This window comes from Zwartia lucis (assembly GCF_965234455.1).
Classification (GTDB): Bacteria; Pseudomonadota; Gammaproteobacteria; order Burkholderiales; family Burkholderiaceae_B; genus Zwartia; species Zwartia lucis.
In genome coordinates, this window is the sequence record NZ_OZ248472.1 from 452,275 (window position 1) to 477,865 (window position 25,591).

At 47.0% G+C, this 25,591-nt stretch carries 26 protein-coding genes; 8 read left to right on the top strand and 18 right to left on the bottom strand.

What is annotated here, in order from left to right; translation table 11 throughout:
- Positions 1–75 precede the first annotated feature (75 nt).
- Together AC8GE9_RS02080 and AC8GE9_RS02085 are read right to left on the bottom strand one after the other, a co-directional pair.
- Positions 76–387 (bottom strand): nucleotidyltransferase domain-containing protein, encoded by a 312-nt coding sequence (locus AC8GE9_RS02080; RefSeq protein ID WP_506675450.1) that lies wholly within the window; start codon positions 385–387, stop codon positions 76–78.
- A 9-nt stretch (positions 388–396) separates the two neighbouring features.
- Positions 397–807: a nucleotidyltransferase substrate binding protein gene (locus AC8GE9_RS02085; RefSeq protein WP_506675451.1), complete on the bottom strand. Its 411-nt coding sequence runs from the start codon at positions 805–807 to the stop codon at positions 397–399.
- A gap of 241 nt (positions 808–1,048) precedes the next feature.
- On the opposite strand from AC8GE9_RS02085, the gene AC8GE9_RS02090 reads away from it, so the two are divergent.
- Positions 1,049–1,432: a VOC family protein gene (locus AC8GE9_RS02090; RefSeq protein ID WP_506675452.1), complete on the top strand. Its 384-nt coding sequence runs from the start codon at positions 1,049–1,051 to the stop codon at positions 1,430–1,432.
- Positions 1,433–1,501: 69 nt separating this feature from the next.
- Here the strand turns inward: AC8GE9_RS02090 and AC8GE9_RS02095 are convergent, their stop codons facing one another.
- The gene (locus AC8GE9_RS02095) at positions 1,502–1,780 is read right to left on the bottom strand and encodes a BrnA antitoxin family protein (protein ID WP_506675453.1); all 279 of its coding nucleotides are present in this window, start codon (positions 1,778–1,780) and stop codon (positions 1,502–1,504) included.
- Positions 1,734–1,901, bottom strand: coding sequence for a BrnT family toxin (locus tag AC8GE9_RS02100; protein WP_506675454.1), 168 nt, complete (start codon positions 1,899–1,901; stop codon positions 1,734–1,736). The genes AC8GE9_RS02095 and AC8GE9_RS02100 overlap by 47 nt, the downstream gene beginning before the upstream one ends.
- A gap of 379 nt (positions 1,902–2,280) precedes the next feature.
- Between AC8GE9_RS02100 and AC8GE9_RS02105 the strand changes: the two genes are divergently transcribed.
- The 3 genes from AC8GE9_RS02105 to AC8GE9_RS02115 all read left to right on the top strand — a co-directional run bounded on the left by AC8GE9_RS02105 (position 2,281) and on the right by AC8GE9_RS02115 (position 6,188).
- Positions 2,281–3,321, top strand: a complete 1,041-nt coding sequence (locus AC8GE9_RS02105; protein WP_506675455.1) for a putative 2-aminoethylphosphonate ABC transporter substrate-binding protein — start codon at positions 2,281–2,283, stop codon at positions 3,319–3,321.
- A gap of 96 nt (positions 3,322–3,417) precedes the next feature.
- Positions 3,418–4,512 carry a putative 2-aminoethylphosphonate ABC transporter ATP-binding protein gene (locus AC8GE9_RS02110; protein WP_506676303.1) on the top strand — a complete coding sequence of 365 codons (1,095 nt, stop codon included), beginning with the start codon at positions 3,418–3,420 and terminating at the stop codon, positions 4,510–4,512.
- Positions 4,512–6,188, top strand: a complete 1,677-nt coding sequence (locus AC8GE9_RS02115) for a putative 2-aminoethylphosphonate ABC transporter permease subunit (protein ID WP_506675456.1) — start codon at positions 4,512–4,514, stop codon at positions 6,186–6,188. The genes AC8GE9_RS02110 and AC8GE9_RS02115 overlap by 1 nt, the downstream gene beginning before the upstream one ends.
- A 30-nt stretch (positions 6,189–6,218) precedes the next feature.
- On the opposite strand, the gene AC8GE9_RS02120 is transcribed toward AC8GE9_RS02115, so the two are convergent.
- The gene (locus AC8GE9_RS02120; protein ID WP_506675457.1) at positions 6,219–7,220 is read right to left on the bottom strand and encodes a Bug family tripartite tricarboxylate transporter substrate binding protein; all 1,002 of its coding nucleotides are present in this window, start codon (positions 7,218–7,220) and stop codon (positions 6,219–6,221) included.
- 178 nt (positions 7,221–7,398) lie between these two features.
- On the opposite strand from AC8GE9_RS02120, the gene AC8GE9_RS02125 reads away from it, so the two are divergent.
- The 3 genes from AC8GE9_RS02125 to AC8GE9_RS02135 all read left to right on the top strand — a co-directional run bounded on the left by AC8GE9_RS02125 (position 7,399) and on the right by AC8GE9_RS02135 (position 10,411).
- Positions 7,399–8,109, top strand: a complete 711-nt coding sequence (locus AC8GE9_RS02125) for a hypothetical protein (RefSeq protein WP_506675458.1) — start codon at positions 7,399–7,401, stop codon at positions 8,107–8,109.
- 49 nt (positions 8,110–8,158) lie between these two features.
- Complete coding sequence (locus tag AC8GE9_RS02130) at positions 8,159–9,295, top strand: glycosyltransferase (protein WP_506675459.1); 1,137 nt, start codon at positions 8,159–8,161, stop codon at positions 9,293–9,295.
- 195 nt (positions 9,296–9,490) lie between these two features.
- A complete protein-coding gene (locus tag AC8GE9_RS02135) occupies positions 9,491–10,411 on the top strand; it encodes a hypothetical protein (protein ID WP_506675460.1) in 921 nt (306 codons plus the stop codon).
- Here AC8GE9_RS02135 and ugpQ read toward each other — a convergent pair.
- From ugpQ to AC8GE9_RS02200, 13 genes are all read right to left on the bottom strand, one after another.
- Positions 10,397–11,149, bottom strand: coding sequence for a glycerophosphodiester phosphodiesterase (ugpQ, locus tag AC8GE9_RS02140; protein ID WP_506675461.1), 753 nt, complete (start codon positions 11,147–11,149; stop codon positions 10,397–10,399). The two genes, AC8GE9_RS02135 and ugpQ, sit on opposite strands and share 15 nt — an antisense overlap.
- Before the next feature lie 3 nt (positions 11,150–11,152).
- Entirely contained in the window at positions 11,153–12,160 is a 1,008-nt protein-coding gene (ugpC, locus tag AC8GE9_RS02145) for a sn-glycerol-3-phosphate ABC transporter ATP-binding protein UgpC (protein WP_506675462.1), read from the bottom strand.
- 19 nt (positions 12,161–12,179) lie between these two features.
- Complete coding sequence (ugpE, locus tag AC8GE9_RS02150; RefSeq protein WP_506675463.1) at positions 12,180–13,034, bottom strand: sn-glycerol-3-phosphate ABC transporter permease UgpE; 855 nt, start codon at positions 13,032–13,034, stop codon at positions 12,180–12,182.
- Positions 13,034–13,921 carry a sn-glycerol-3-phosphate ABC transporter permease UgpA gene (gene ugpA, locus AC8GE9_RS02155; protein ID WP_506675464.1) on the bottom strand — a complete coding sequence of 296 codons (888 nt, stop codon included), beginning with the start codon at positions 13,919–13,921 and terminating at the stop codon, positions 13,034–13,036. The genes ugpE and ugpA overlap by 1 nt, the downstream gene beginning before the upstream one ends.
- Positions 13,922–13,977: 56 nt before the next feature.
- Entirely contained in the window at positions 13,978–15,294 is a 1,317-nt protein-coding gene (gene ugpB / locus AC8GE9_RS02160; RefSeq protein WP_506676304.1) for a sn-glycerol-3-phosphate ABC transporter substrate-binding protein UgpB, read from the bottom strand.
- A 74-nt stretch (positions 15,295–15,368) separates the two neighbouring features.
- Positions 15,369–16,280, bottom strand: a complete 912-nt coding sequence (locus AC8GE9_RS02165) for a Brp/Blh family beta-carotene 15,15'-dioxygenase (RefSeq protein ID WP_506675465.1) — start codon at positions 16,278–16,280, stop codon at positions 15,369–15,371.
- Between the two features lie 2 nt (positions 16,281–16,282).
- Positions 16,283–17,461: a lycopene cyclase family protein gene (locus tag AC8GE9_RS02170; RefSeq protein ID WP_506675466.1), complete on the bottom strand. Its 1,179-nt coding sequence runs from the start codon at positions 17,459–17,461 to the stop codon at positions 16,283–16,285.
- A complete protein-coding gene (locus AC8GE9_RS02175; protein ID WP_506675467.1) occupies positions 17,403–18,323 on the bottom strand; it encodes a phytoene/squalene synthase family protein in 921 nt (306 codons plus the stop codon). The genes AC8GE9_RS02170 and AC8GE9_RS02175 overlap by 59 nt, the downstream gene beginning before the upstream one ends.
- The gene (gene crtI, locus AC8GE9_RS02180; RefSeq protein ID WP_506675468.1) at positions 18,323–19,816 is read right to left on the bottom strand and encodes a phytoene desaturase family protein; all 1,494 of its coding nucleotides are present in this window, start codon (positions 19,814–19,816) and stop codon (positions 18,323–18,325) included. The genes AC8GE9_RS02175 and crtI overlap by 1 nt, the downstream gene beginning before the upstream one ends.
- A gap of 12 nt (positions 19,817–19,828) precedes the next feature.
- Positions 19,829–20,785, bottom strand: a complete 957-nt coding sequence (locus AC8GE9_RS02185) for a polyprenyl synthetase family protein (RefSeq protein WP_506675469.1) — start codon at positions 20,783–20,785, stop codon at positions 19,829–19,831.
- Positions 20,786–20,869: 84 nt separating this feature from the next.
- Positions 20,870–21,667 (bottom strand): bacteriorhodopsin-like, encoded by a 798-nt coding sequence (locus AC8GE9_RS02190; RefSeq protein WP_506675470.1) that lies wholly within the window; start codon positions 21,665–21,667, stop codon positions 20,870–20,872.
- A gap of 340 nt (positions 21,668–22,007) precedes the next feature.
- Positions 22,008–24,047, bottom strand: a complete 2,040-nt coding sequence (locus AC8GE9_RS02195; protein ID WP_506675471.1) for a spermidine synthase — start codon at positions 24,045–24,047, stop codon at positions 22,008–22,010.
- A gap of 167 nt (positions 24,048–24,214) precedes the next feature.
- A complete protein-coding gene (locus tag AC8GE9_RS02200) occupies positions 24,215–24,424 on the bottom strand; it encodes an asparaginase domain-containing protein (RefSeq protein ID WP_506676305.1) in 210 nt (69 codons plus the stop codon).
- 180 nt (positions 24,425–24,604) lie between these two features.
- Here AC8GE9_RS02200 and AC8GE9_RS02205 point away from each other — a divergent pair, with 180 nt between their 5' ends.
- Positions 24,605–25,585 carry a Bug family tripartite tricarboxylate transporter substrate binding protein gene (locus tag AC8GE9_RS02205; RefSeq protein ID WP_506675472.1) on the top strand — a complete coding sequence of 327 codons (981 nt, stop codon included), beginning with the start codon at positions 24,605–24,607 and terminating at the stop codon, positions 25,583–25,585.
- Positions 25,586–25,591: the final 6 nt, after the last annotated feature.

Consider the following 25,591-nt stretch of genomic DNA (forward strand, 5'->3'; position numbering starts at 1 on the left):
CCAATCTTTATTTCTTTTGTTGCAGTTTCTTTCACGTCTTTCACTATACTGCTAAAAACGTCTGATCCGCTATAGTTATTCAAAGTCAGCTCGATAAAAAACGATGCCTACTCGTGAAATATGTTCAATGAGCTCGGTATTGTCTAAGGTGTCAAACAGCGACAGGTCGATCACATAAGGTAACAGAGTATCTTCAAGCGCTTGCGCGATTTTCCAGATCAAGTCTTGAGTCAGCTCTTGGCCTAACAAAGTGATGTCGATATCAGAGCCCGGCTTGAATGTGCCCATGGCACGTGAACCATACAAGATTGCTTGTTCAACTTGTGGAAAGTTTTTAAAAATCGAACAGATCTTTGAGGTGGTATCAATATTTAGACCGGTATCCATCATCTAAAGCTAGCGGGCTAAATCGCCGAATTTATTGGCGAGTTGATTAAATGCAGGATAAAACTGCATCAAAATACTTTCAACAACGGCTTGAGCAACCTTGATATTGTAGGTGTGAGATGTTTGATTCCGTGCTGCGATCATTTGCATCCACACCTCACCATCTTGGATGAGTTCATTTTGGAAGGCGAAGCGACTAGCATCACGAGACCCGACAAGGTTTGTGAGGCCTTGGTATTCGAGATAGTCTTTGAGCATTTTCCACGCTAATTCGTGGGTAAATTCAAAACTTTGTATGAGACCCTGTTGTTCAAGCGAAGAGAGCGCTCTCTGTTGTGAAAGCTCCACAGCCTCAGTCAGTGACTGAAACGCTCTTGTATAGTTAGAAAATCGCTGTTTCCAGCGAATATCTTGTCCCATAAATTTATCCCAAATAAATATATCTTATTTTAAACGTTTTGAATGGGTAAGTTTAACTTTAAGAAAAAGAGCTTTAAAACTTAATGTTCACTGCTACTGCATATCAGACTGATCACTTTGAGAGTAAGGAATTAAATGGTTGATTAAGCGTTTAGTTTAGACGCATGTTTTCGCGTTTCGGCGGTAATATCCTAGTAGAAAGGATGACAAGTTTTATTCAAATAATGACTCTGGAGATATTATGTTTAGTCATGTGATGGTTGGTGCAAATGATCTCGAAGCATCAAGAAAGTTTTATGATGCGGCTCTGGGTGCCTTGGGTATCAGCCCAGGTGTGCTGAATCGCGATATTCGTTATTTTTACAGAAGTCCTACTGGTGTCTTTGCGTTTACTTTGCCTTTGGATAACAAGCCTGCTACACCTGCCAATGGCGGCACGATCGGCTTTATGACAAAATCGATTGAGCAAGTTGACGCTTTTCATGCGGCCGGCGTTGCCAATGGTGGCGTTACCTGTGAAGATCCTCCAGGCTATCGTGAAGGTCCTGCTGGAAAAATGTATCTGGCTTATTTGCGCGACCCGATTGGGAACAAAATCTGCGCGATGGTCAGGGCGCCTAAGTAAGGCGGGATAGATGCGTGCGATATGAAAATAGCAGCCATTGGCTGCTTTTTTTTTGGGAAGTCTATTTGTTTAGTTTGCCTTTAGCTGCCCCGCTAATTTTAGTGATGCTCGCAATGCGTCATTGATACGTGTTTGCCATCCCTCGCCACTGTCGCGAAGTGCTGCAAGTACGTCCGCATCCAAGCGAAGTTTTACGGATTCTTTAGGTGCGGCGGACTTAGGTCTGCCACGCGCTTTTAACTTGGTGCCTTTGTACAGGTCGGCTGACTTGAAAAATACCTCTGTCAACTCGGGTGCATCGTCAGGATCTTTCCAGGTGGCGGTTGTAGAGCGCTTTTTCGCGGTCATTTCCTCTCCTCATGCTAATAATACGGAGGGCCTCGCCGCGAGGTGTCCAGACCAACACCACTAATCGGCAATCTAATAAACCTACTGTGATGAATCGGACTTCTTTGTATGCAAATCTCATATCTTGAGCCGTGAAATGTAAGCCCTAAATATCTCAATGGCTCGCGCAAAATCTAAACCACGCTCCAGAAAAGTATTCTCTCTCTTTTCTCTGTCAAATTGAATTTCCACTTATTTATTGTACCCCCATTAAATATAGTGTGTCAGCCTATTAATACTGGCTTAGCTCAAATTCTGCATGTTGAGATGCGAGAGGTGCAATATGACAAAACAGTCCTATTGTCTTGGTTTGGGGGCACTAGTCGGTGCGACTCAACGCAAAATCACCTGTCATTAAATTGCAATACACCGCAAATAATATGTAATAAAAATTGAACAGCTTTTATCAATCTGCTCATTTTTATTGACCACTACATCGTCACATTTTGCGGAGTATTCCTATGAAACTGAGCTACTTGGTTAAAACTGCTTTGTCAGGTGCTTTCGTTGCACTGTTGGCGATGCCTGCTGTTGCGCAAAAGACCGTCTTATCGGTTTATTCCGCCCTTGAAAACGATCAACTTGGTCCCTACAAAAAAGCCTTTGAGGCAGCCCATCCTGACATCGAAATCGCGTGGGTACGTGACTCTACGGGCATCATCACTGCCCGCATCTTGGCCGAAAAAGATAACCCTCGCGCAGACGTGATTTGGGGTCTGGGTGCATCGAGTGTCGCGCTGTTTGATAGCATGGGTTTGTTGTTGCCTTATAGCCCAAAGGGTGTTGATCAGCTTAAACCCGTGTTTCGCAGCGCCAAGAGCCCTACCACCTGGACTGGCCTGGATGCCTGGCTGGCCGTCATGTGTTTCAACACCATTGAAGGTGGTAAAAAGTCCATGCCAAAGCCTGAGTCATGGGCCGACTTGACCAAGCCAATTTACAAAGACTCCATCGTGATGCCTAACCCAGCCTCCTCAGGCACGGGTTATCAGGCTGTTTACGCCTGGTTGCAGTTGATGGGCGAAAAAGGTGGCTGGGAGTTTATGGATAAGCTGCATCAAAACGTCGCTGTCTATACGCACTCTGGCTCCGCACCCTGTGTACAAGCCGCTAAGGGTGAGCGTGTGGTCGGTATTGGTGCCGACATGCGCGGTGCGAGAGAGAAAACAGCAGGCGCACCGCTTGACGTGATTTTGGCCAAGGAAGGTTCACCTTGGGATATGGAAGCGACTGCCATTGTCAAAGGCACGAAAAATTTAGCCGCTGCACAAAAATTGGCAGATTTCGCGGTGACGAAGAACGCCTATGAGCTGTACGGTAAGTTCTACGCCATTGTGGGTTACCCAGGTTTAAACCCTGCACCCCCAAACTATCCTGCCAATGCTGAAAGCTCCATGGTTAAGATCGATTTAGTCAAAATGGGTGAAGAGCGTGCCCGTATTTTGGCCGAGTGGACCAAGCGTTACGACGCTAAGTCAGCACCCAAGCCAGCAGCCAAGTAAATCTATAGATATCGGGTAGCGTCTCGCGCCATCCAGTGTGAGTTACAGGGGCGCTGCATGCGCCCTTGTCTTATTTAATGTGTTTGTGTGAGCGCGATGACCGTCCCCTACCTTGATGTGAACAATCTCAACAAACGCTTCGGTCATTTCTGGGCACTACGTGATGTGTCACTTCACATCAGCCCCGGAGAGTTTGTTTGTTTTTTAGGACCCTCTGGCTGCGGCAAGACAACGTTGCTGCGCATCATTGCCGGCTTAGAGAAGCAAGACAGTGGCTCAATTTTGCAAATGGGACGCGACATCTCGGGCTTACCCCCTTCGCAACGTGATTTTGGCATCGTATTTCAGTCTTACGCTTTGTTTCCCAATTTAAATGTGCGCGACAACGTCGGCTATGGCTTACAAGGTAAGGCATGGTCTCGTGAAAAACGCCAAGTGCGCGTGGATGAATTATTAAGCTTGGTCGGTTTATCCGCCTCAGCGAGCCAATATCCTGCACAATTATCGGGAGGCATGCAGCAGCGAGTCGCGTTAGCGCGTGCCCTCGCGACATCTCCTGGTTTGTTATTACTCGATGAACCACTGAGTGCCTTGGATGCCAGAGTGCGTGCACATTTACGCACCGAGTTACGACAATTGCATCAACGTCTTGGGGTGACGACGATCATGGTCACGCACGACCAAGAAGAGGCACTGAGTTTGGCTGATCGGATCGTGGTGATAAACCAGGGCTGCATCGAACAAGTCGGTACACCTCAAGAAATTTACCAACAACCCCGCAGTGCCTTTGTCGCAGATTTTGTCGGTAAAACAAATCCCCTGCAAGTACAGTGTCTCTCGCCTGGACGTTTCAACTGGCACGGGGTCGAATTAAGCTGCGAACACACTTCACCACAGTCTATGGGTGAAATGTTTACTTTGGCTTTAAGGCCAGAGGACATCGTGTTACACGATCACGACCGTCCTCATCTACAGACAAGTAACTGTTACGCAGCACAAGTACAAGACCTAGAATTTTTAGGCGCCTTTTGTCGGGTTCGAGTGCATCTTCCCATCAATGGTCAAAGTTTGGTGGCCGATGTGCCCAGTGCACAGGCGTCACACATGGGTTTGAAGCACTCCCGTCAAGTTTTTGTTGACCTGTCTGCCGAGCGTATGCAGGTCTTTGGCCCGAACGCTAGCGTGGCGTGATGTTGACCTATTGGCGACAACTTGACTCCGACAGTGCTTGGATGCGTGTGGGCGTGTTACTGCTTGGTCTATGGCTGTTAGTGACTTTAGTCTTACCCTTGGGTACTTTGCTGGGCAAGAGTTTCGAAGACGCAAATAGCACTTGGGTGGGACTCAACAACTATGTCCGCTATTTTGAGACCCCTTCATTGACGCACTCCTTGTGGAACAGTGTGTGGGTCTCAACGTTGGTGGCGGTCATTACGCTCACCTTAGCTTACGTCTATGCATTCGCCTTAACGCGCAGCGCTATGCCAGGCAAAGGGGTTTTTAAGGCCTTGGCCTTAATCCCAATTCTGGCTCCTTCTTTATTACCAGCGATCTCATTGATATATTTGTTCGGAAATCAAGGGCTTTTAAAAGATTTGCTTGCTGGCGCGTCGATTTATGGACCGCTGGGTATCGTGATTTCTCAGGTATTTTATTGTTTCCCACACGCCTTAATGATCTTGGTAGTCGCGCTGAGCATGGCCGATGCCAGACATTACGAAGCTGCCCGAGTGCTGGGTGCCTCGTCTTTTCGTACCTTCATGACAGTGACTTTGCCGGGCAGTAAATACGGCCTGATAAGTGCGGGCTTTGTGGTGTTTACGTTGGCCATTACCGATTTTGGGATTCCCAAGGTTATTGGCGGGATGTTCAATGTGTTGGCCACCGATATTTTTAAGCAGGTGATTGGTCAACAAAACTTTTCAATGGGTGCAGTCGTTGGTTTCGTACTGCTTTTGCCTGCCGTATTAGCTTTCGTCGCAGATCGCTGGGTGCAGCACCGTCAAGTCGCTTTGCTGAGTGGTCGCTCGGTGCCGTTAATTCCTTCCCGACACATACCGCGCGATCTCAGTTTGTTGATTTTTTGTGCACTCGTTGCAGGTGCTCTTTTGGTGATGATGGGCATGGCGGTTTGGGCTTCCTTCGTCACGCGTTGGCCTTATAACCTCAATTTAACCTGGGCAAATTATCAATTTGAAAACTTTGATAGTGAGGGTTGGAATGCTTATTTCAATTCTTTACGTATGGCCGCTTGGACAGCGGTGGTAGGTACTTTGGTCGTATTTACAGGTGCTTTTGTATTGGAAAAAACACGTGGGTTTGTTTTGATTCGCCACGCTACGCAGTTGATGGCAATGCTTTCTATGGCAGTGCCAGGGTTGGTACTAGGTTTGTCCTACATATTCTTTTTTAATGCGCCTGGCCATCCACTGGGTTTCATTTACGGCACGATGGCGATATTGGTACTGAACTCGGTCGCGCATTTCTACACTGTCAGCCACATTACGGCGACGACAGCGCTCAAGCAATTAGATAGTGAGTTTGAATCAGTGTCAGCGTCACTCAAAATCTCTGTCGGTCGCATGTTCAAACGCGTCACAGTACCGGTTTGCTTGCCTGCGATCTTGGATATCAGTATTTATTTTTTTGTGAATGCGATGACAACTGTTTCAGCGGTGATCTTTTTGTATGGTTCTCATACAAAGTTGGCTGCAGTCTCTATCGTACATATGGATGAAGCGGGTTTCGACGCAGCTGCAGCTGCAATGGCGGTCGTCATCGTAGCCACCTCAGCTGCGGTGAAAGTCATACATAGTCTGCTGACGTATCAGTTGCGTCGAAAAACTCAAGCATGGCGATTACGCTGATTGTGCAAGAGTGTTTGAATGGATCATTCTTTATGGTTGTTTAAGCATAGGAATATTGGCGTCTTTGAGAACTTTTTTTGATGTCGCCAGTTCAGTGCGAAAGGCTTCTGTGAGTTGTTTGTCTGTCATGGGTTCTGCATTCAGAAAAGCTGTTGCAAACTGACGAAGAAGCGGCTCTTGTTTTAAGGCAACTTGCAAGGCTGACCCTAATTTTTCCAAGATAGGTTTTGGCGTATTGGCGGGCGCAACAATACCGTTCCAAACGTAAAAATCAAAGCCAGTGAGACCTGCCTCGTTGACACTGACAAGCTTACGTGCTTCGGTGATGGGTGTTTTACGCGTCGTCGCCAACCCCTTCGCTCGACCGCTATCGATCAAAGGATAGGCGACAGAGGGCGCGACTAAAGCGAGATCGACTCTGCCTGCGCTCAAATCATTAATCACTGCTGCCGCACCTTTATAGGGGATTTGCGTCAAGTTCATTTTTCCCAAGCTACTCATCCAGGTCAAAGCAATTTCGTTACCAAATCCAACGCTTGCAGCATTCAGTTTTCCAGGATTATTTTTTGCATATGCGAACAGCTCTTGGGCGTTATTGAACTTGCTATCGGCAGCGACGATGAGGACGTGCGGATAACCTGAAACACCTCCTACAGGTGTAAAGTCCCTATCGTAGTCATAGCTGACGGATTCGTAGCGAGCTGGGCCATGACTAAAAAATGAATTTGAAGCTAAAAAGAGCGTGTAACCATCAGGCTTGGAAGCCATCATTTCCCGAGCGGCGAGCAATCCTCCCACGCCTGGTTTGTTGGAAATGACGACTTGCTGCCCGAGCTGTTTGCTCATTTGTTCGGCGACAGCTCTTGCGGCGCTATCAGTGGGTCCACCAGCAGAAAAGCCCACAAGTAAAGTAATGGGTCGTGTCGGATACTCTTGTGCGTATGCTGAATGAATGCCGAACGTATAGAAAAAAGCAGCAATTGATAAGCTGACACTCAAAGTTAGTTTAGTAAGGTGATGTCTTGAAATCATGGCTTATCTCCTGTTTTTTATGTGATTTTTCTATCAATGTTAATCTAATTATCAACCTGGCTTTTAAAAGTAACTTGGAGATATAAAAATGTATAAAAACTTAAATTTCCTTCGGAAATCTTTGCTGTTATTGAGCGCAATATTAGTGAGCTCTATGGCATGGGCGATAGAACCCGTAGTGAAAACTCCACAGGTCGACACACCCAAGAGACTATTACTCATTGGAAATAGTTATCTTTACTATGGCGACAGTCTTCACAATGTGCTGCGAAACATCGTGATCGCCGACAACCCTGCGATCACCAAGGCTCTTCAATATAAATCCGCCACGATTGGTGGCGCGAGTCTTGACCACCACAACATTGACTGGCTCACAAAGCCCGGACAGATCGGTGTCAAAGAACCATTCGAATTGGTGATCTTACAAGGCCATAGCGAAGCAGCGATTAATGATAATCAGGGTGCGGTGCATATTGAGGCCGCTAAAAAAGCGGCTACGCTTATTACTGAGCGTGGTGGCAAGGTGGCCCTGTATATGCCGCATTCCTATGTCGCACCTCACAAGCAGACCGCACCTGAAAATGATCAAAAAAATCGTGATTATTACGTCAAGCTAGGTAATGAACTCAATGCGCTCGTGATTCCTGTTGGGATGGCTTTTGCAGAGGCTTATAAAAGAGACCCTCAACTCAAGCTGCATAAATCTTATGATGGCAGCCACCCTTCAAGGGCAGGAACCTACTTAGCTGCTGCAACAGTCTATGCGGCGGTGTATGGTCGCTCACCTGTCGGTAATACCTTTGACGCCTTCGGTGAGGTTGATCCTAAAACTCGCTTGTTGTTGCAACAAGTGGCTTGGGATACTGTTAAGAAGTTTTATGGGCAATAAATACTCGGTTTCATCTTTTTGCAATATTTCTCTGTCATGTTGACAAGCTATGAGAAAGAACATCGAGCTTGTCTATTTCAACGCGGGCGGCGGACATCGCGCTGCCGCGCTTGCCCTTCGGGAAGTCATTGAGCAGAAACATCCTAAATGGGATGTTTCACTCGTCAATCTTTTTGAGGTGATTGATTCTGAAAGATATTTTCAGAAGCTGACGGGATTTGCTCCGGAGGATTTATATAACCTCCGACTCAAAAAGGGCTGGACCCGAGGGCTTGCGACAGAGCTTAAGATTTTTCAGGCCATGATTCGTCTGACGCATGTCAAACTAAAAAATAAAATTGAAAAATACTGGAAAGAGCGTCAACCAGATTTGGTTGTTTCCTTAATACCAAATTTTAATAAAGTGATGTACGAGTCACTCAGAGACGCTTGTCCTGGAGTGCCTTACGTCACTGTATTGACGGATTTGGCTGACTACCCCCCTAATTTTTGGATTGAGCCCAATCAAGAACAGTCCTTGATCTGCGGAACGGATCGTGCCGCATTTCAAGCCGTTGAAGCGGGCTATCGAGAAACTCAGATCACGCAAGTATCAGGCATGATTATGCGGCCCTCCTTTTATCAGACTGAAAAGATTGATCGAAAGGCACGATATGAAGAGTTAGGTTTAGCTCCGCATCTTCCCACAGGTTTAGTCATGTTTGGAGGACATGGATCAACTCAAATGGTCAAGATTGCCAAAGATCTCAGCCATAGACAGATGATCTTTGTATGTGGTCATAACGAGTTGTTGGCTCAAAAAATAAAAGCACTTAAACCGTCAGTCAAGCATGTTGTGTACGGCTTTACCTCAGAGATCAGTCTCCTCATGCAACTCAGTGATTATTTTATTGGCAAGCCTGGGCCGGGGAGTTTGAGTGAGTCGATCCATATGGGGCTACCTGTTATTACCTTTAAAAATGCTTCAACGATGCCGCAGGAGCGTTTCAATACACAATGGGTGATTGATCATCAATATGGGCTTGTGATTTCCACGATGCGAGAGTTACCCGGAGCGGTTGAGAAAATGATTGCGGAGTTATCTGTTTTCAAGGCCCATGTTGCAGCGACGCATAATCGTGCTGTCTTCGAAGTGGTCGAGGCATTAGATCGGATTATTCATCCAAAATCTCATTCTTTACTATGAGGGTGTAGACCGATTCGGTATGATTGACCTATGTTTATAGGTAAAACGTCTCGCCCCAAATGAGTGGGCCTTAATGATTAAAAATGAAACTGACATAAATTTCGAAGAGTAATAAAGATGTTGAACTGTATAGCCTTATTTTTTCAAAAAATATTGAACGTCATTGTTTTGTTGTCATTGTCATTGTCATTTGCGATGAATGCATCTATCGCTCAGGGCTTTTCATTCATCGCTTTAGGTGACATGCCTTATGGCAAGCCAGATACATCGTATCCTCCCTACCGGGGATTGATCGCTGCGGTCAATCAATCTAAGCCGCTCTTTTCAATCCATGTAGGTGATTTTAAAAGTGGCGCTACCGAATGTTCCGATCAGGAATTTGCGGAACAACTCAAGCATTTCGCAATGTTTGAGGCGGGTGTTGTTTTTACTCCCGGAGATAACGACTGGACAGACTGTTACCGCCGAAGTAATGGTTCGTATGACCCGCAAGAGCGTTTAGCAAAATTGAGACAAGATTTTTTTAAGCCCAAGGAATCACTAGGCGCAAAACCATTCCCTCTAGTCAGTCAACCAGAAGTAGATCAAAAAAATGCGTTGTATGTTGAAAATCAACGTTGGGTCGTAGACGAGGTGTTATTTGTAACGCTGCACATCGTGGGTAGTAATAACAATTTTGAAACACGCGATACACAGGCTACAAATGAGTTTTTTGCGCGTGATGCTGCCAATATTGCCTGGGTCCGCGAGGCATTCAAGCTAGCTGAAAAGAATCAATATCGGGCGATTGTTTTCGCCTTTCAGGCGAATGTATTCATTAGTCGTTCAATGTGGGAGGATTTTCCTGCCTGGTCTGGATTCAGAAATAGCATTGGTCAGACACTTTTGCCCTTAGCAAAGGAATGGAACAAACCTATTTTAATCATTCACGGTGATGGTCATCAGTTTCATTTCGATCAACCCTTTAAGCTCAAAGGCCAAGTGATGTCGAATATCACTCGGCTTGAGGTTCCTGGAGCTTCTGATGTGCGTGCTGTCAACGTCAAGGTAGATCTATCTAAAGATAAAGACCAGATCTTTGGTGTTTCGCTGATCTCGCCACTAGGTAGGCGTTGAGAGTGTACGAATGAAAGTCATATCATCTGTAATGATGGTATCTAGACCCATTTCTAATAAGTCTATCGCTTTGTCTAGATCATTGACCGTATAGGCCATGCACCGCAGGCCCAGACCATGGCACTCTTGAATGAGTGATTGGGTATAAATTGGATAATGACATGCGATCGCCCTACATTGCAAAGTCTGAACGGCATCACGCCAGTCCGTTGAGAGCTCATGCATCAGCAAGCCTCTTGGAAGCTCGGGTGCTGCAATCAGTGCACTCTGCAGTGCCTCTCGCTTAAAGGATGTGAGTAAAGCCGGTTCATTTTTACCAGACCAGTATTCCTTAGCCTTTTGCGCTACACATGTCCCCGTGAGTGATTCAAACCCTGGAGAGGGTTTAATTTCAATATTTAAAAGGCAATTTCGCTCGATGCAGAATGTTGCAACCTGCTCTAAGCTTGGAATTCCTGCCCCTGCAAACCATTCACTATGCCAACTTCCTGCATCTAACTGACTGATTTCATCCCAGACATAGTGGTGCGCCAACCCTTGAGAGTTAGTTGTTCGATCTAGCGTGGTGTCATGAAGTAGATAAACAATACCGTCTGCACTCACTTTTGCATCGCACTCAAACATCCGATAGCCCATATCATAGCCATGATGAAATGCGGCTAAGGTGTTTTCAGGTGCGGATAGGCCGGCTCCCCGATGCGCGACAAGGCGGTGATAGGGCCAGTCTAAGTTTTGCATCGATCACTCCACACGTTTCGTTGAATGCGCGTCGAACCAATGTAGACGGTTTGCGAGCGGTTTGACATGGATCGTTTGACCGATCTCAGGCACAGCCTCTTGCGAATCAATTCGAATCACAATAGATTCTTGTCCCAGGCTGCCATGGATGAGTCGTTCTGCACCCAGAAGCTCTACCGTATCGACAGAAACCGGCCAACCCTCCGAGTGTATTTCAAAGTGTTCTGGCCTGACACCAAGAATATTGCCATTCGAGACATTTGGAGCAAACTTAAATAAGTTCATCGGTGGAGAACCAATGAAGCCTGCAACAAATATTGAGGCGGGTTTGTTATAAATATTTTCGGGGGTATCAAATTGCTCGATTTCACCTGCATTCATCACAATGACACGATGCGCTAACGTCATTGCTTCAACTTGATCATGTGTCACAAACAACGTAGTGACACCCAGTCTGCGATGGAGTTTTTGAATTTCAAGACGTGTGTGCACCCTCAGTTTTGCATCAAGATTTGAGAGGGGTTCGTCAAATAAAAATACCTTTGGTTGTCGAACGATGGCGCGACCCATGGCCACACGCTGTCGTTGACCTCCGGACAACTCACGGGGTTTACGGGATAAAAGCTCAGTGATACCTAAAATTTGTGCCGCATTTTCTACTCGAGTATTGATTTCCTCAGATCGAAGCCCAGCGATTTTGAGCGCATAAGCCATATTTGCTCTAACCGTCATATGGGGATAAAGTGCATAGTTTTGGAAAACCATCGCAATATCACGACGCGCAGGATCAATCTCGTTGACGACTCTGTCGCCAATGACAATTTGTCCATCGCTGATTTCTTCAAGACCTGCCACCATGCGTAAAAGCGTCGATTTTCCGCATCCTGAAGGCCCGACGATCACGACAAATTCGCCTGAGGAAATTTCGGCATCGAAACCCCTTACGGCGTGATATCTGGAAGCATCGCGACCATAATATTTTTGAATATTTTTAAAGTGAAGCGTAGTCATTATGCATCTCGACTCTTGATTACTTCTCGGTTTCAACCAAACCTTTAACGAACCACTTTTGCATCAGTAGGACCACCATGAGTGGGGGAGCCATTGCTAATACAGCCGTAGCCATAATCACGTTCCATTCTGTTTGTGCATCACCGGCGGGAATCATTCTCCGAATTCCTACAACGATTGGATACATGTCCTCCTTGGTGCTAATCAGCAAAGGCCATAAGTATTGGTTCCATCCATATATAAACTGTATGACGAAGAGCGCGGCGATACTCGTCGCTGAAAGAGGTAGGAGTATGTCGATAAAGAAGCGCATGGGACCCGCGCCGTCGACTTTTGCTGCTTCGACTAATTCATTGGGGACCGATTTAAAAAACTGCCTAAATAGAAATGTGGCTGTTGCTGAGGCAATCAGTGGAATTGTCAGCCCAGCATAAGAGTTAAGCATACCTAGGTCAGCGATCACTTTGAAGGTCGGTACGATACGGACCTCGACAGGTAGCATCAACGTGATGAAGATGCACCAGAAAACTAAACCTCTAAAAGGAAATCTAAAGTAAACAAGGGCGAAGGCTGAGATGAGGGAAATGATGATTTTTCCGAATGCGATCGTCAGTGCGGAAATGAGACTGACCAACAACATACGGTATACGCTCATGCCACGTGTCCCCGAGTTTTCAGAGCCCGAAAGAGCCGCTGCGTAATTTTCAAACATCTGATCGCCCGGCAAGAGCGGGATCGGCCATTGAGCCATGGCTTGCGCAGTGTGCGTGGAGGCGACCCAAGCCATGTAAATGGGAAACGCGATCACCATCACACCGATGATGAGCGTTGTATGAGCGATCGCATCAACCCAAGGTCTTTTTTCAATAGACATCAGTAGTTCACCTTTTTATCGATGAACTTAAATTGCAAAGCTGTTAAAAGGATGACGATCGTCATGAGGATTACAGATTGTGCTGCGGAACTCCCCAGATCCAGGGCTTTGAAGCCATCAAAATATACTTTATAGACGAGGATTTCAGTCTCTTTTCCAGGGCCGCCCTGCGTGGTGGCATCGATAATGCCAAACGTGTCAAAAAAGGCATACACAATATTAATGACAAGTAAAAAGAAAAAGACGGGTGAGAGCAGAGGTATTTGAATTGACCAAAATCGCCGCCATGGGCCTGCGCCATCGAGCATGGAAGCTTCGATGAGTGATTTTGGGATGCTTTGTAAACCTGCTAGAAAAAATAAAAAATTGTATGAAATCTGTTTCCATACCGAGGCGATCACAATCAAAGCCATCGCATGATCGCTGTTCAGAAGTGAGTTCCATTGCACGCCGATCGCTTCAAGCGATCTTGCGACAACCCCTACGCTGGGAGAAAATAGAAATAACCAAAGAATCCCGGCGACTGCCGGAGCGACTGCATAGGGCCAAATGATCAAGCTGCGATAAATGAGCGTCGCCCTGACAACGCGGTCGGCAAATACGGCAAGAAGCAGAGCAAGGCCCAGACCAATGACGGCCACCAACACTGAAAAGATTCCGGTAATTTTGAAAGAATACCAATAAGCGGGGTCTGCGAATAGCGCGGTAAAGTTTTTAAATCCTACCCACTGCACTGACATACCAAAGGGATCGGATTCTTGAAACGAATTAATCAACGCCTGACCCGCAGGCCAAAAAAAGAAAATTAATACGATTAAGCCTTGAGGCGCAACAAGCGCCCAAGGCAACCATCGAGACTTGAAAAATATTTCTGTTTTCTGAGACATATTAAATGTGCCTGTTTGAGTGATATTGAGTCATGCAAACGGGCACATATTGAACTTTACTTGTTAGCCGCATCAAATTTTTCAAGCAAGGCGTTACCGCGCTTGGTGACATCGTCTAGTGCTTGCTGAGCTGTTTTCTTTCCAGCCCAAACTTGCTCAAGTTCTTCGTCGATAATGCCGCGAATCTGAACATAGTTACCGAGACGAATGCCGCGTGACTTGTCGGTTGTCTTGCGGATCATTTGATTGACCGATACATCCGTACCAGGATTATTCTTGTAAAAACCAGAGTCTTCGGTCATCTTGAACGATTCGAGGGTGACGGGCAGATAACCTGTGCGCATATGGTTATCCGACTGAACTTTTGCATCAGACAAATAGTTGAAAAAGGCTCCTACACCTTTGTATTCAGCAGCAGGCTTACCAGACATCACCCAAAGGCTCGCGCCACCAATGATGGTGTTTTGTGGTGCACCCGCGACATCGGGATAGTAAGGTAATGTTGAGACCGCAAACTTGAATTTTGCGTTCTTTGCAATGCCTGCATAGGCGGCTGAGGAGTTAAAGGAGATTGCGCACTCACCAGACTCAAAGGAGGGTGAGGGTGCAGCACCTCGGCCTTTATAGACAAAAAGCCCATCTTTTGCCATCTTGGCCAGATTGTCGATGTGACGCACATGTAAGGGGGAGTTTGCAACCAAGCGGGCGTTAGGACCCGACATACCGTTACCTTGTGTCGCGAGCTCGGTGTTGTGCCATGTGGAGAAGCTCTCGAGTTGCGTCCAACCTTGCCAGGCCGTCGTCATCGGGCATTTGTGTCCTGAATCTTTAAGTTTCTGAGCGATGGCTTGGATTTCTGGCCATGTTGTAGGCAATTTCTCTGTCGATACACCCGCAGCTTTCAGCGCATCTAAGTTCAACCAAGTGACCGTCGTTGAGCTGTTGAAGGGAAATGACATCATTTCACCCGTTGGCGCAGTGTAGTAGCCAGACACCGCGGGGATATAAGAGTCAGGATTAAATTTATAGCCGTTGTCGGTCATGACCTTTGAAACAGGAATAACCACGCCTTTGGACGCCATCATGGTGGCGGTGCCAACTTCAAATACTTGGAGAATGTGGGGCGCTTGTCCGGCTCTAAAGGCTGCAATGGCCGCGGTCAGCGCCTCGGGATAGGTCCCTTTGAAAACAGGCACGACGACATACTCTGATTGCCTTTTGTTGAAGTCTGCTGCAACGTCATTGACCCAGTCATTGAGTGCGCCCGACATCGCGTGCCACCAGATGATTTCATTCTTGGCTTGGGCTTGAACTGCAAATTGAGGCCCCATTGTCATTGCCAGCGCTGCGGCAAGGGTTGCTAAACGTTTCATCATATCTATTCTCCGTCGATTGAAAACATTGGGAAATTGTTTGTTTCATTCACGAAGAATAGGGAGATTGCATTTCAAAATGATGACAGTTTTGTGCGATTTTTAAGATAAGCCGCACCAATCAACAGCATATGGGGGACGGTGACAGCAGCCAAACCAATAAAAATTAACCTTAGGATGAGTGTGCTGGTTGGCAAGGTCGCCCAATACCACCCAAGTCCTCCCAAGAGTACCAAGGTGGCAAGGGTGTAGATCAACATCATCCGTAACATACGTGAATGTTCTGTAGTTGGCGCCGCGATAAATAACTGTGATAAGTGGCGTGGGCTATGCAAGAGGCAAAAGTAAAGGGTGAAATAGAGCAGGGGAGGGGTAAAGTAAGCCAATAAAAAGAGCGATATGAACTCTAGGGCGCTCTGCCATTGTTGTTTCCAAAGCGCGCCGCCCACAAGGATGATCATCGCGATCGTTAGAAACCATGTTGGCAGCGCGAGTGAGGCGGCGAGTGAACCTCCCGTCTGTCCCGAGAGCTGTTCGAAAATGCTGTAAACAGCTTCTGTCTGAAAGCCGATAGGCATTAATAGCAATAGTGCCCCTGCAGACAGGCACAGCGGAGTGTTGAGCGATTTAGACCAATCACCGGCAAAGTGCCAGGCACTGATGAATAAAAATACACCTAAGCTTAGCGCGGGAAGCCAGAGCCAAATAAGCACAACAAATACCGAGATCGCAAGGTAGACAGTGGTAAAGATAAAAGCTTCAGTGCGCGTATGGCTGAGCCCAATTTGCTGAGCAATCAAGGGATCCAGAGCGCCGTGGGGCAAACCAAACAAGGTAATGATAATGCCCAAGACGGCGATTTGTGCAATCGGTGTCAGCAAGTCTGGAAATTGTTGGGTCAATACAAGACTCAGCAGCACTGCGAGAGGAAAAAACAGTCTTGCACCTTTTAAGAGAAAAATCAGGGGGGATGATGGTCTCTGCAATATCATGCTCTTTGAAAGATGCTCGATAAGAGTGCCTTGATGAAGGGGGGTTTGGGCAAACTGGCCACAATGTGGAGATAGTCTAGTCCTTTAGCGCGATCGTTCATAAAACGGATAAAACGTTCAGCGTCAGTTCGATTAAGGAGTTGTTGAAAGAGTGTGGGCGCGAGTAAGGGTTGATCGTGGAGGACTTTTAAAAACAGCTGATCCATCTGTTGTAAAAGAAAATGGGAGGTTGTTTGCTCAAGTACGGCATCATGCGCGTAGTAATGGTCTGCACACTGCTTAGCCCAGCGCTGAATCCTCATAAAGCCATAGCCAGAAGAGGGACGCAAGGCCCCTGCGCTCATACCTGCGCGGGGAAAGTCAGTCTTATCCAAAGGTAATCCCATAGGAAGAATGCCGTATTCTGTCCTTAGGGTCGTTGAGCTGGAATAGCCTCTCTCTTTGAGCAATTGATCAAAGGCACTCTGGAGATGTTCAGCAGCTTGAGGTTTGGTTGAAAAAACAGTCAATTCGATCAGCAAGCGATCGTGAGACAGCGGCAATAGATAGGTAAAGTAAAAGTCATTGTTCATGACACGCATGTCGGTCATGAGTTCGAGGGTAGAGGGATCTATTGTTGATTCATTGCTCAGTTCAATTTCAACGCCTAAAAAGCATTGATATAAAGTAGCTTGTGCAAACTGCTGAGGGCTAGGGGGTCGCGTGTCAATGACTTGCTTGGCAAACAGACATTCACTATTGGTTTCAATACTCCAGCCCTCAAGGAGACGCTCAAGCTTTAGGACGGAGGTTCCAAGGCGAGCCTCGATCGATGGACATTGTCCGATTTTTTCCCAACAGTCTTGGTAAAAATCAGAGGAACGAATGTATTGATAAGGATTGTTTGAGCTCGCTCTTTTTTCATTTGGCTGGTCTTGTTGACCAAAAAGCCAAGCTGTCCAAGTGTGGCTGACGAGATGCGATAGCGCGTGTTGTTGTGGTGCCCAGAAACACCAGCTTCGATCATCTTGGTAATGCGTGCGGGGTTCAAGGATCATGACAGAGTGAGAGGTCTGTCTCTCAGCCAGCTCACGCGCAAGCGAAAGGCCAGCGCATCCACCTCCGATAATGGCAAGGTCAAGGCGCTTGGTCGCAACCAAAGCAGTCTTGTAAATGTCGATGTAAGGAGCGCTCATGATGTGGATGAGAGTGGCGCAGACGAGGCATCATAGCGTAACGCAAGAGTGCGGAGGCTGCACAGAAGACTTTGCGCGGCTGCGAAACAACCGCGCGCCGATCCCAAGACTGATAATCTGCTTGGGCGACTTTCTGGCCAATCTCACGATAGACACGCGCTGCGACAATAATGCCGTAGCGGGCGGCGGGAGGGAGGTAGGTCACACCACGCAGTCCGCTACGATAATAGAGCTCTGCAAGAGCAAGTATTCTTTCAGTTGCAGTTTGCAAATATTTTTTTTGTTCTTCGCTAGGATGAACGATATCCGATGCGCTGAGTTGGTTTTGCCATGTCGCTGGCAGGTAAACTCTCTCGTTTTTTGCATCTTGACCCACATCTCGGGCGATGTTGGTGAGCTGCATCCCAATGCCTAGGTCGATCGCGAAGGGCCACGCATGTTGATCGCGGACATCTAAAACAAAGCACATCATTAGACCAACCGTTCCTGCGACTTGATAGGCATAGTGCAGGAGTGCGGCTTCATCTTCAATACGAACATGGCTCAAATCAGACTGCATGCCATCGATCAGCGAGCAAACAGGCGCAATCGGCATGTTGGTTTCCTGCATTAAAGCAATCATGTCCGCGACGCAAGACTGGGGAGAGTGACCGTGTTTCAAGGCCGTTTTAATTTGCTCTAGATCGTGATTGGCTTGGGTCTGATCGCTGGACTCGTCGGCGATATCATCGACGTAACGACAAAAGGCGTAGAGACGGGCGGCACGGCTGCGATAGGTTGGTGCTAATAAATGACTGCCAAAGTAAAAGCTACGCCCATGCGATTTAAGAATAGCGAAAGCTTGATCCCGGGCCGCTGACATCAGTGATGGCCAAGTTCAGCGTCAGGCAGCAGTCTGTCCACCACCTTTGCGGAGGAGACAACGCCGGGGAGGCCTGCGCCAGGGTGCGTACCGGCACCGACTAAAAATAAATTGCTGGCTCCTTCACCGCGATTATGAAACCGAAACCATGCGGACTGGCTAAAAATCGGAGAGATGGAAAATCCTGCACCATCAGGCGACAAGTAGCGATCCTTAAAGTCAACGGGCGTCATGAAAAACTGATCAACGATGTTTTCTCTCAGGCCAGGTAAGGTACGTTGTCCGAGAGCATCGATCACGCGATTTGCAAGATCAGGACCTACTTTTTCCCAATCAATGTTTGCCTGTAGGTTTGGCACAGGGACTAAAGCATAAAAACTATCTCCTCCTGCAGGCGCAAAGCTTGGATCGGTCGCGGTAGGACGATGAAGATAGATTGAAAAATCATCCGATAACACTTTGCGATTGAAAATATCATCAAGCAATTCTTTATAGCGCGGCCCCATCCAGATCGTATGGTGCGCAACCGTGGGATACTGGGTTTTAGTACCAAAAAACAGTACAAACAAACCCATTGATTTGCGCCAATGCTTTGTTTTGAATTGTGCCAACCAAGAGACATTCTTTTTGGGTAAGAGGTCTTTGTAGAGGTGGGCGGGATCCGTATTGGAGATGACATAGTCACTCGCAAGGCTTTCCCGCTGGCCGTCTGCGTATTCAATTTCGACACTTTCGATCTTTTTATGCTGACTTTTTAATGCAGTCACAGTCGTGTTTAACTTGATCTCGATGCCTTGCTCGATCATCAGTTTCTCTAGTGCATCGACTAAGGCACCGGTACCACCCATCGCAAAGTGCACACCATGTGCCTGTTCTAGAAAATGAATCAAACCGTAGATGGATGTGGTGTCAAAGGGATTGCCCCCGACGAGCAAAGGCTGGATTGAAAACGCTTGGCGTAAATAATCACTTTTAAGATATCGACAGACCATTTGGTAGACGGTGCGCCAGGCTCCCAGTCTCGCAAGATGGGGAATTTGGGCAAACATGAAAGCCATGCTGTGAAAGGGACGATCCGATAGCTTGGTGAAGCCAATGTCGTACAGCTTTTGAGATTGCTCTAAAAGACGTTTGTAACCGTCGACATCCTCAGGACTCAGTCGCCTGATTTCCGCTAACGTGTCTTCGAGCGAGCCGCCATAATCAAAATGATTGCCGTCAGAGAACTCGAACCGATACCAAGGTTTGAGTGGAACGAGTTTGACGTGGTCATGCAGTGACTGACCAAAAAGCTCAAAGAGTTCTTCAAAGAGAAACGGTGCCGTTAATACCGTTGGTCCAGCATCGTGCCTGAATCCTGCGCGTTCAAAAACTTGTGCACGACCACCTAAGCGAGGGCAGCGGTCGACTAGGGTGACCTCATATCCTTTTTTGCGCGCGCGCAGCGCAGCCGCGATGCCTCCGAATCCACCACCGATGATCAGAGTATGCATAGTTTGGGCTTGTTAATAGGAAAAGCTATTTAAAAGACGGCGAATATTTTGAGAGCATTCACTCAACATTGCGCCAGATTGAAAAGGTAATTGCGTCAGTGCCTTCTCAGCCCTAAGTAAGTATTCGCTCGCCGTGTCTTTGGCTAAGCGCTTGGGATCAAAGGCAGTGTTGAGGCCTACATACATGTGTTCGAATACTGAAACGATGTTCAGCGCATTACGCTCTTTGCCTGAACCATTTACTTGAGGCTGATCTGCGTCAATATCTAGAAGGTCATCATAAATTTGAAAGCCTACAGCAAAATCCTTGCAGGCCTGTTCGGCGCAAGGCAGAGTGCTATTTTGACCACTGAGCAGAAATACAAGCTCTAAGGGTAGGCTAAGTAAAGCACCTGATTTCTGCATAACAATGGCGATGTAGGCGCCTAGATGCATCTGCTCAGCGGTGATCGATAAATCGGCGCACTGGCCAAAGATTGCTTCACTAGAACGACGGTGCATCGTCTGATACATTTTGCCTAAGGCGCTTACTTTGCTGACATTTGCAAGTGCGGCATAAGACGCTGATAAAAAAAGATCGCCGCAACAAATAGCGATATCACTGCCAAACTTGCTCCAGACCGCTTGGTGTCCGCGGCGAAACTCATCCCGGTCTTGCAGGTCGTCGTGGATTAATGACGCGTTGTGTAAAAGCTCAACCACTGCAGCAATGATGATGCAGTCGTTTTCTTTCAGGCCAACCGCTTTGCCAGCGCTGAGAGCTAAGCGCGCGCGCAAGCGCTGCCCCCCAGACTGCAAATGGTGCGATACAGCCTCTTGTATTCTGGTAGAGTTTGAAACAGATGTTTGCGGTGCGATTTGTAACTCCGCGCGCATGTATGTTTCAACTTGCTTCAGCAAGACGGTAGGTTCGCTAACTAAATAACGCGGGTGTGCGTGCTTTGCTGAAAGAGCCGTCCCCATGCCCATTTACGCCTCATCAAACTTTTTATATTATTTTTAAAAAAAACCCCGGCAGCAGCCGGGATTTTTCTTCTAGCAAACGCAACTATCTTAGTGCTTTGAATATTCAGATTCAGTGACTGCAACTTTCCAGATTATAAGTCCGAAAGCAATCTTATTTAGAACGTCAGCCAGGTTATAGATGATGTTTAATGCTGCAGCGCTGTCGGAAGGACTTGAACCAGTTAAGTAACCAAAGAAATAACCAACAGGGTAAATTGCCCAACCAATTGTTACGATCCAGCGCATCAAGCTAAACGCTGATTGAACTGATGGTGGAGCGCTGGCAGCATTAATTTTACTTGCTTCACCAGCAAAAATTTCATACAGAATGTAACCCCAACCGATCATACCAACAATAAAAGCTGGCCATACAGGTGCATATCCAGCTTCGCCAACATAACCGCCAACCAACATGACCAGCGTACCGATCATTAGGCGCCAGAACACACCGCCTGGTACTTTGGCGATTGCTGCCAAAATCAGGTAAAACTCGATCATCAACAGCGGCACAGTGATCAACCAGTCGATATAACGAAATACCGTTGGCGTTGAACCTGTTTCAACCCACACGTCGCGCATGTAGAAGTAATGCACAGCGGCGATCAAAGTCACCAAGCCTGACACTGTCAATGAGGTTTTCCATTTAGCAGAGACGCGGTCTCTTTCTAAAAAGAAAAACGCAGTAGACGCGATCAACGCCATCGAGATGAGCCAAAACGAAATACCAACAAAATCGTCTTGCTTCAATACTGATGAAGAAGCCCAAGTTGGAGTGCTTATCAACCCTAACAACACACTGCTGGCCAAGGTTGCTTTCCCACGAGACCAAATTGAATTTATTTTCATAATGAGCCTTCTAATTAGATTTCTGGATAACGAAACGATATTCGCTTGTGAAACATACACCGTTATTTACTTTGAAGGCAACACTTCCTGAGAATTAATTTTTAATTTTGTAGTAATTTCAGCAACATAAAAAAACTTAGTTCTTCAGGAAAGAATTTAGTAAATTAAAATAGCTATCGAGCCCCAAACATGCTGGCGTTGATCCTGCTCTTTCATAAATAAATACGCTGCAATGCAGCATTAAAATATGTTATGTCGCAGCACTATCGCATTCAGATGTGGTCTAACACTGTTGGACAGCATTTCGAGGAAGATACACGTAAACGATTTGGTGAACGACTTAATTCAAAATCGAAATTAAACTGCTGTAGTCGTCTTTCCATAGTTTGAAGTTTTTAGGTGCTTCGATATCTTTGGCATTGACGAGTTGAACGTGCTTAAAGAAGTTTTTATCCTTGCTAATTAAGGCCCATTCAGAGCGATAACCGTCGTTGCCTGCCGTGCCTTCGTGGGTGATCACTTTGACATCTTGACCAAACGCATCCGCGGCGGATTTCACCACGGGTTTCAAATTCAAAAATCGATTCGTAATGTGGAGAGCCAGAACACCATCAGGCTTGAGGTGTCTGAAATAATGGCTGAAGGCCTCCTTGGTCAACAAGTGAACGGGTACTGAATCACCTGAGAAGGCGTCGATCACCAAGACGTCAAATTTTTGATCTGGCTCTTGTTCGAGCCTGAGACGTGCGTCACCGAGCACATACTCCATGATCGAAGGACTCTTTGATAGGAAAGTGAAGTGTTTTTTGGCGACATCAATGACGGTAGGATTGATTTCATAAAAACGATAAATATCGTCTTTTTTACCGTAGCCCGCGAGTGTCCCGACACCTAAGCCCACCACGCCCACTTTAATGGGAGAGGGTGAGTCTGACTTAATCAGAATGGCTTTGCCAACACCACTCTCACGCACATAATAGGTCGTGGGTTCGAGTGCTTTCTTGGGGTCGATGAACTGGCTGCCATGGCTGATTTGGCCGTGCTGCATAGTCTTGTATCCAATCTTTTCGTCGGTATAGACTTTTAAGGTGCCATAAAAGTTTCTGTCGGTGAATTCGAGACCGGTCGAGTCCCGCGTATGATCATTGATACGGATCGCACTGATCAGCACAAAAAATCCGAGCATACCCACCGCAGTCAAGGTTCTTAAACCCGACGTTTTAAAGTTGCTTTTTGGTAAAAATATAAAGGCGACTATCAGACCGGACAAGATGATACCGATCGATAGTTCGTAGTTTTCGGTGAACAAAGAGGGCGCAATAATACCGACAAAGAACCCTCCCATCACGCCGCCCACCGCCAGCATCAGGTAATAGGTGGTTAGGTATCTTGAGTTTGGTTGTTGCCGAGCGAGTTCGCCATGACACACCATGCAAATGATAAAGAATGAAAAGAGGTTAATGCCCATTGACACAAGCACTGGCAATTCATTTAAGCCCATCGTGGGTAAATATGTCAGCACAAACAGCGAGACGACAAACAGGGGTAGAAAGATTTTGCGTTGATACCAGCTACTATTTTCAAAGCAAATGATGAATGACAAAAGATACAAGGCAAGGGGGGCGACCCAGATCATCGGGATAGGTGCGATGTTTTCCGTTAGAAAACTCGTATCCGCGACCATCAAGATAGAGGGGCATGCCGCGAGCAAGATCCAGATGAGTAATTGTGATGCTTTGGGAGGACGTGAAGGGTCTGATTCGGATTGAACCAAGGCCTCGCTGTTGCGATTGCGCCAAGCTAAGACACCGCAAGCGATGACGAAAATCAGATACAAACCCGACCAACTATACGACTGCCATTTGGTGGGAAGCGCAGGCTCAAAGGCAATCGGATAGGCCAGCAAGGCGAGCATCGAACCAAAATTGGAGAGTGCGAATAATCGATAAGGAATGCCGCCGGTTCTTTCGCGCGCAAACCAAGCTTGAATGAGGGGGCCTGTTGTCGACAAAACAAAATAAGGCAGGCCAATTGAAACGAGCAATAAGCCTAGAATCTGAAGCGTAGGATCTTCGCTGCCGTCAGGTTTCCATTGCTCACTCGCTGCCAGCGGGAGAAGCGACAAGCTAATAATGAGCAAGGTAATGTGAAGAATGCTTTGCTTGAAGGGGCTTAAGGCTTTGACGATCCAGTGCGAATAGACATAACCAAACAGCAAGATTGCTTGAAAAAACAACATGCAAGTCGTCCAGACGGACGCCGAGCCGCCAAACCAAGGCAGAATCATTTTGCCAATGAGGGGTTGAACTTGAAATAAAAGAAAAGCGCTCAGGAAAATGGTCAAACCGTAATGGAATGTCAGGCGAAGGTTATATTTCATTTGTTTTTATTTGAGGAAAGTTCAGGTGGCTGAGGTCGATCACTTAGAGGCCGATCTCTTAAATAAATCGACCTTGACGATATCATACTTGCAGAGTCGGACGTCATTGTAGATATTCATCCCGGCATCGGAGGATCATGCACTTGCTGGACGTTGAGCACCCGTTATCACGACTGGCAATCAGTATGCAGGCGCAGGCTTAAGGCGTATGCGGTTTCTTCGATTGTGGCTTTGCCGTGCAAAATCACAATGCCACAGGGTTGTGGCGTCTTGGCTAAAAACGCTTCAATCATCAGCACGAGTTTTTTCCAATGAGGAAAAGAAACGGCTGTGGAGGGGAGTGTGTCGAACTGTATTGGAACGATATTCGCCCCCAGCGCTAATCACACCGATTGTAGGTAATGACTTGTTCAACAATGCGCTCCCTTTTTGTTCATAAGTCAGGACGTTTTAAGTCTATACAGCCTATAAAACTTGACGCATCTAAGGGTCTGCCCTATGGTTGATCTAAGCCACTTGCTTTAAAAAGTGAGCTTATAAAACATTCGGAGAAGACGATGAAAGTAATGAATCGATTAATCAAATCGGCTCTTGTGGTGGCACTGTCCTTATCAGCGATTCCTTTTGTGGCTTCGGCTCAAAAGTTTCCCGATAAACCGATCAGAATTCTTGTGCCTTTTCCTCCTGGCGGTGGCACCGACTTTGTTTCCCGAATTGTAGGTACCAAATTGGGCGAGTTGACGGGGTGGCAGGTTGTGGTTGAAAACAGACCTGGCGCAGGTGGAAACTTGGCGATTGAGGCGGCTTCGAAAGCGCCCGCTGATGGGTATACCTTGGTGATGGGTCAGACCGATAACATGATGTTGGGCCCTTGGCTCTACAACACGCTGACCTATGACAGTGTCAAAAGTTTTGCACCGATTATTCAGGTCTCAGTGACCCCTGCTGGTATCGGCACTGCACCGAATTCAGGCATCAAAACTCCCCAAGATCTCGTCACAAAAGGCAAAACGACCGAGGGCTTGCGTTGGGGGACGGCGGGCTTAGGTACGCTGGGCCACATCATTGGCGAAGACTTCAAGAAACGCGCCAATATCAACTTGCTACAAGTGCCTTATAAAGGCGCAGGCCCAGCCATCATCGATGTGATGGGCGGTCAAGTTGACATTTATATTGGTACGCTCGCATCTCTTGCACCCCACGCTAAGAGTGGCAAGCTCGTCGCCGTAGCGGTCTCTTCTGCGAAGCGTTCTTCCGAGTTTCCAAATGTGCCCACACTCGACGAGACCGTGGCTAAAGGGATGGACTTTAGTATTTGGACAGGTTTGTTTGCGCCAGTTGGCACACCACCAGCCACGATTGCTTTGTTGAACAAAGAGCTCAATCGTGTACTGGCTTCACCTGATGTGATTGCGAGGATGAAGGCGGGCGGCGTTGATCCAGGTGGTGGTACTTCGGCGGAGTTTGCCTCTTTCGTGGCAAAAGACTACGCCAATTGGGGCCGCATTATTAAAGAGTCTGGTGTAAAGCTTAATTAAAAAAGA

What these genes read in the sequence shown, in the direction of transcription:
- AC8GE9_RS02080 (WP_506675450.1), bottom strand. Translation starts at nt 387, where the DNA reads ATGGATACCGGTCTAAATATTGATACCACCTCAAAGATCTGTTCGATT.
- AC8GE9_RS02085 (WP_506675451.1), bottom strand. Translation starts at nt 807, where the DNA reads ATGGGACAAGATATTCGCTGGAAACAGCGATTTTCTAACTATACAAGA.
- AC8GE9_RS02090 (WP_506675452.1), top strand. Translation starts at nt 1,049, where the DNA reads ATGTTTAGTCATGTGATGGTTGGTGCAAATGATCTCGAAGCATCAAGA.
- AC8GE9_RS02095 (WP_506675453.1), bottom strand. Translation starts at nt 1,780, where the DNA reads ATGACCGCGAAAAAGCGCTCTACAACCGCCACCTGGAAAGATCCTGAC.
- AC8GE9_RS02100 (WP_506675454.1), bottom strand. Translation starts at nt 1,901, where the DNA reads ATGAGATTTGCATACAAAGAAGTCCGATTCATCACAGTAGGTTTATTA.
- AC8GE9_RS02105 (WP_506675455.1), top strand. Translation starts at nt 2,281, where the DNA reads ATGAAACTGAGCTACTTGGTTAAAACTGCTTTGTCAGGTGCTTTCGTT.
- AC8GE9_RS02110 (WP_506676303.1), top strand. Translation starts at nt 3,418, where the DNA reads ATGACCGTCCCCTACCTTGATGTGAACAATCTCAACAAACGCTTCGGT.
- AC8GE9_RS02115 (WP_506675456.1), top strand. Translation starts at nt 4,512, where the DNA reads ATGTTGACCTATTGGCGACAACTTGACTCCGACAGTGCTTGGATGCGT.
- AC8GE9_RS02120 (WP_506675457.1), bottom strand. Translation starts at nt 7,220, where the DNA reads ATGATTTCAAGACATCACCTTACTAAACTAACTTTGAGTGTCAGCTTA.
- AC8GE9_RS02130 (WP_506675459.1), top strand. Translation starts at nt 8,159, where the DNA reads ATGAGAAAGAACATCGAGCTTGTCTATTTCAACGCGGGCGGCGGACAT.
- AC8GE9_RS02135 (WP_506675460.1), top strand. Translation starts at nt 9,491, where the DNA reads ATGAATGCATCTATCGCTCAGGGCTTTTCATTCATCGCTTTAGGTGAC.
- ugpQ (WP_506675461.1), bottom strand. Translation starts at nt 11,149, where the DNA reads ATGCAAAACTTAGACTGGCCCTATCACCGCCTTGTCGCGCATCGGGGA.
- ugpC (WP_506675462.1), bottom strand. Translation starts at nt 12,160, where the DNA reads ATGACTACGCTTCACTTTAAAAATATTCAAAAATATTATGGTCGCGAT.
- ugpE (WP_506675463.1), bottom strand. Translation starts at nt 13,034, where the DNA reads ATGTCTATTGAAAAAAGACCTTGGGTTGATGCGATCGCTCATACAACG.
- ugpA (WP_506675464.1), bottom strand. Translation starts at nt 13,921, where the DNA reads ATGTCTCAGAAAACAGAAATATTTTTCAAGTCTCGATGGTTGCCTTGG.
- ugpB (WP_506676304.1), bottom strand. Translation starts at nt 15,294, where the DNA reads ATGAAACGTTTAGCAACCCTTGCCGCAGCGCTGGCAATGACAATGGGG.
- AC8GE9_RS02170 (WP_506675466.1), bottom strand. Translation starts at nt 17,461, where the DNA reads ATGAGCGCTCCTTACATCGACATTTACAAGACTGCTTTGGTTGCGACC.
- AC8GE9_RS02175 (WP_506675467.1), bottom strand. Translation starts at nt 18,323, where the DNA reads ATGTCAGCGGCCCGGGATCAAGCTTTCGCTATTCTTAAATCGCATGGG.
- crtI (WP_506675468.1), bottom strand. Translation starts at nt 19,816, where the DNA reads ATGCATACTCTGATCATCGGTGGTGGATTCGGAGGCATCGCGGCTGCG.
- AC8GE9_RS02185 (WP_506675469.1), bottom strand. Translation starts at nt 20,785, where the DNA reads ATGGGCATGGGGACGGCTCTTTCAGCAAAGCACGCACACCCGCGTTAT.
- AC8GE9_RS02190 (WP_506675470.1), bottom strand. Translation starts at nt 21,667, where the DNA reads ATGAAAATAAATTCAATTTGGTCTCGTGGGAAAGCAACCTTGGCCAGC.
- AC8GE9_RS02195 (WP_506675471.1), bottom strand. Translation starts at nt 24,047, where the DNA reads ATGAAATATAACCTTCGCCTGACATTCCATTACGGTTTGACCATTTTC.
- AC8GE9_RS02205 (WP_506675472.1), top strand. Translation starts at nt 24,605, where the DNA reads ATGAAAGTAATGAATCGATTAATCAAATCGGCTCTTGTGGTGGCACTG.